Annotated in this window: 4 protein-coding genes; all 4 read left to right on the top strand. The window is 48.3% G+C overall.

From position 1 onward, the window contains the following. Positions 1 to 379: 379 nt before the first annotated feature. The 4 genes from EDM54_RS25925 (at position 380) to EDM54_RS25940 (ending at position 4,390) form a co-directional block, all read left to right on the top strand. Complete coding sequence (locus EDM54_RS25925) at positions 380 to 1,711, top strand: ABC transporter substrate-binding protein (RefSeq protein WP_003389755.1); 1,332 nt, start codon at positions 380 to 382, stop codon at positions 1,709 to 1,711. 102 nt (positions 1,712 to 1,813) lie between these two features. After that, entirely contained in the window at positions 1,814 to 2,773 is a 960-nt protein-coding gene (locus EDM54_RS25930) for a carbohydrate ABC transporter permease (protein WP_003389754.1), read from the top strand. A gap of 10 nt (positions 2,774 to 2,783) precedes the next feature. After that, the gene (locus EDM54_RS25935; RefSeq protein WP_003389753.1) at positions 2,784 to 3,605 is read left to right on the top strand and encodes a carbohydrate ABC transporter permease; all 822 of its coding nucleotides are present in this window, start codon (positions 2,784 to 2,786) and stop codon (positions 3,603 to 3,605) included. After that, positions 3,605 to 4,390 carry an HAD family hydrolase gene (locus tag EDM54_RS25940; protein ID WP_122959095.1) on the top strand — a complete coding sequence of 262 codons (786 nt, stop codon included), beginning with the start codon at positions 3,605 to 3,607 and terminating at the stop codon, positions 4,388 to 4,390. Before EDM54_RS25935 ends, EDM54_RS25940 begins: the two co-directional genes overlap by 1 nt. The last annotated feature ends 297 nt before the right edge of the window (positions 4,391 to 4,687 follow it).

Raw genomic sequence — 4,687 nt, forward strand, 5'->3', positions numbered from 1 at the left:
GGTGCATGGCGTACCACAAAATCTCCGCATATACACAAAGCCCTCGGCATTGCCTACTGGCAACAACAAGGGCTGAAAAGCTTAGTGCAACGATATTCTCAAATTCGTCAAGCTTGGTGAACCGCCGTATACCGAACGGTACGTACGGTGGTGTGAGAGGACGGGGGTTAGTCGCCCCCTCCTACTCGATTGCGTTCAAGGCATGTGCTCTCCATGTGGCACATCCTTGTTGTCGTCCTTCTTTTTTTCGGAAAGCGTCTCCTCGTCTCAAATGTTTTTTGAAAAGTGTAAATATTTATATTGAAAAAATATTTCCTAATTTTATAATAGATTATAAAATAATACTCCAAGAGCAAGCGTGCACGAGAAGGACAGACAAATGGAAAACGTGGAGGAGATTTTCGCGATGAGAAAAGTAGGGGTTTGGCTGTTTTCTCTTTTGCTGGTATTTTTCCTGGCTGCCTGTAGCGGCAGTCCTCCGGCAACGACTTCCGGCGGAGAAGGGGGAAAGACTCAACCTGCGGCTGAAGCGCCAAAAGGGGAACAGGTTGAGCTGACGATGTACAGCTGGCGTACAGAAGACAAAGAAGCGTACAACAAGATTATCGCCGAGTTTGAAGCGAAGCATCCAAACATCAAGGTAAAGTTCAAACCGTTCAAGTCAACCGAATACAACACGATTTTGACCAATACGCTGACATCCGGGACGGGAGTGGACATATTGCAGCTTCGTCCTTACCAGGGAGCTACCTCTATTGCAGATGCAGGCTACCTGATGCCCATCGATGATCTGAAAGGGGTAAGCGATATTCCGAAGGCGTACCTGGATGCCGCTCGCGGCAGCGATGGCAAAGTCTACGGCGTACCGTTGTCGATCAACTCAGCCGTCATCTTCTACAATAAAAAGCTGTTTGAGGAGAATGGCTTGGAGGCTCCGCAAACGTGGGACGAATTTATCCAGGTGTGCAATGCTTTGAAGGCGAAAGGCATTATCCCGATTGCGCAATCAGGCAAGGCAGCTTATCTGCTGTCCATTACCCACAGCGTTTTTGCGCCCAGCTCAATCGGCGGAAACGAGTACATCGAGAAAATGCTGAAGGGCGAGGTCAATTTCAAAGACCCGGCTTTCATTGACTCGATCAAAAAGATGAAGGAACTGGAGCAGTACTTCCCGCAGGATTTCATCGCGCTCGACGACAAGGATGTCCAGGCGCTGTTCTACACCGGCAAGGCTGCGATGTATATCAACGGCAGCTACCGTCTGGAAACGTTCGAAAAGCAAAATCCGGATATGCCGCTTGACATCATTCCCTCTCTGGCCAAGGAAAAGGGAGGAGATACTCCGATTGTAAACTGGGTGGACGGCTCGTACGGCATCTTCAAGTCGACCAAACACCCGGAAGAAGCAAAAATATTCATGGAGTTCCTTGCTTCCAAAGAGTTCGGGCAATTGTTCAGCGACGAATTAAACAGATTCAGCGCGATCCCAGGGGTAGAGCCGAAGAATCCGCTCGTTCAAAAAATGACGCAGCTCAGTGATAAGAGCATGGTGCCGTTCCTGATGCTGGTCCACTTCGGCGATGGGACTCCAACCACGAAAACATTGTTTGAGAACTCTCTGCAAGGGATGTACATCAACAAACTGACAGTCGAGCAGGTAGCTGAGGAGACCCAGGCTTCCGCTGATAAATGGTTTAAGCCAGCCAAGTAAGGCAGAAAGCGTACGGATTGTTGATTGCAGCGGTACAGTCAGGCCGACTTGCTTGACTGTACCCTTTTTGATGAGTACAGCTTAGGAGGAGGTTGAAACAGCGTGCCTGAATTGGAAAAAACACTGGAAACAAAGAGACAAACGTCGGTCAAACGGGGAGTGAACTGGAAAAAGCATCTCGTTCATCTGTTTCTGCTGCCTGCCTTGATATTCTATGTATGGTTTCAGGTGTTCCCGATCTTTTCCGCGTTTTGGAACAGCTTTTACTCCTGGAACGGAATGCAGCGGGGCTCGTTTGCCGGATTGGAAAACTTTGTCCGCCTGTTTACGGAGTCTCCGTTTAAAGAGATGTTTTACCGCGGTTTTGGACATAACGTCATTTTCTTTATCCTAACAGTTGTTTCCAAACTGATCGTCGCGTTTTTCCTGGCGATGCTGATTAACAGCAAGATTCGCGGAAAGGAATTTTTCAAGGCCGTTATTTTTATGCCGAAGCTTTTGTCCGTTATCGTTGTCGGGTTTTTGTTCAGCCTGATTCTGAACCCTACATACGGGGCGCTCAATACCTTTCTTTCCTTTATCGGGCTGGAAGCATTGGCCAAACCATGGCTGGGCAGCCCGGATACGGCTTTGTATACGATCATCCTTGTGAACAGCTGGTACGGCCTCGGGTTTGCTGTCTTAATCTTTTTGGCGGGCTTGCAGGCGATTCCCTCGGAAATCTATGACGCCGCCAAGATGGATGGGGCATCCGGTTTGACTATGCTGCTTCGGATTACATTGCCAATGGCGATGCCATCCGTGATGGTAATGACCATTTTGACATTTATCGGCGCCTTCGAGGCATTTGAACTGATTTTTGCCATGCAAGGCTCTCAGGCGGGGCCGTACTATTCCACAGATGTGCTGGCAACGTATTTTTATCGGCTGGCCTTTGGATCGGTAGAGGGCGGAGAGTCGATCGGACTTGGCTCCGCGCTGGCAGTTGTGCTGTTTTTGATGATCTCCAGCGCAACGGCTGTACTTCTTTTCTTCTTCAAACGAAAGGAATTCGAACAGTAGGAGGACATCCATGACTATAAAGATCGGGCGAGTGGCCAAGTATCTGGTATTGCTGTTCTTTTCATTTCTGGCGTTGTATCCCATCTTCTTGATGATCAGCTCCTCATTCAAGACGAACCTGGAGATTCTCACATCACCGCTGGCACTTCCCACGTCTTTTTCGTTTGACAACTACACGATGGTCTGGGACAAAGTCAACTTCGGGGCTTATATATGGAACAGTGTGTACGTGAGCGGTTTGTCTGTATTCCTGATCATCTTTCTATCCTCATTGGCGGCGTTCTATTTGTCCCGGTACAAGTTTCGCTGGAATCCCTACATTCTGTTCTTCTTTATGCTGGGGTTGATGCTTCCGATGAAGCTGGCGATTCTTCCTCTCTATATGATCATGCTCAAGCTGCAATTGCTGGACACGCTCACATCACTGGTGATTCTTTATGTGGCCGGCGGGATTCCATTTGCCGTATTCGTTTTTTACGGCTTTTTCCGTACGCTGCCTACCGAGCTTGATCAATCGGCGCGTCTGGATGGATGCAACGGCTTTCAGGTGTACTACAAAATCATCCTGCCCTTGATGAAGCCGGCATTGGCAACGGTCGGCATTGTTCACCTGATTGGTGTGTGGAACGACTTCTTCTATCCGCTCATTTTTTTGAAGAGCGAAGAGCTCAGCACGATTCCATTAGGGGTCCTTGCACTCTTTGGAGAATATGATACAGAGTGGAACATGCTGTTTGCCAGCTTGACGATTTCCTCGCTGCCCATGATCGTGGCGTTTCTGTTTGCGTCCAGGCAGTTTATTGAGGGATTAACTTCGGGGGCGATCAAGTGATGAAGAAAGAGTGGGTAACTTTTGATCTTGACGGAACGTTGATGCAAAACCCTTTTGGCGGATGGGTGTTTCCCGAGATTAATGAAACGGTTTCGAAATGGGCAGGCGTTTCGCTCGATGTGACACGCGAACTCGCAATGGAGCATAACAAGCGAATGAAAATGGAACGATACGTGGAGGCCTACGATTGGGATGGAATGCTGGCTGAATGGTTGGAGCAGAGGAACATTACCCAACGGCTAAATATAGAAGAGATCGTAATCAAGCACTGTGTCGTTCCGAAAATCCACTTGCTTGAAGAAGGCATTCTTCCTGCTTTAAGAGAGCTTCGGAATCGGGGCCTAGGAGTCGCGGCCGTTACAAACGGTTTTTTTAAGTATCAATACCCGGTAATGGAAAAGCTGGGACTGGCAGAGCTTTTTGATGTTGTCGTTACACCGGAGAGGGCGGGAACGGGGAAGCCGGATCCCGCTATTCTGCGAATGGTGGAAGGCAAGGTCATTGCCCATGTGGGAGATCGCCTGGATCATGACGTTCAGCTCGCTAACCTGCATGGCTGCCTGTCCGTGTTTGTTTGCCGCAACCTTTCGGAAGAGTTGCGAGTTTTACAGCCAAGAGAGCGAGCTTCCCATCGGATGATGGATCAGATCTGCGAGGACAAATGGCAGAAGGAAACCTCGGGTGAATGGAATGCACCGGTTCCCGATCTATGCAAACCGCAAGTAGTAATAGAATCCATTGCAGAACTGGTTTCTGTGTTGTTCACTCCTGATGTATCCGCTTAGTGCGGATACCATTTTTTTACGGTTGCGCAATCAAGCTGGGGATGGTATGATTACGTTCGTGTCTTCGAAAGAGAGCTTTTTAAGGAGATTAAAAAAAGATAATTTCTTAGAAAAAACCTCTTGATTTTACGAAGTAGACATGATATAGTTTAAAGGGTCGACACCAAACGGTGCGAGACGCTAGAAAATAAGAAATGCTCTTTGAAAGCTGAACAGCGAAGCGTTTTTACCGAAGTAATGCCAGATGTCACACTGAGGTACTTCAGTATCGAAGTGATGCCGGTTGTGACGCTGAAA

It is taken from the genome of Brevibacillus borstelensis (genome assembly GCF_003710865.1).
Classification (GTDB): Bacteria; Bacillota; Bacilli; order Brevibacillales; family Brevibacillaceae; genus Brevibacillus; species Brevibacillus borstelensis.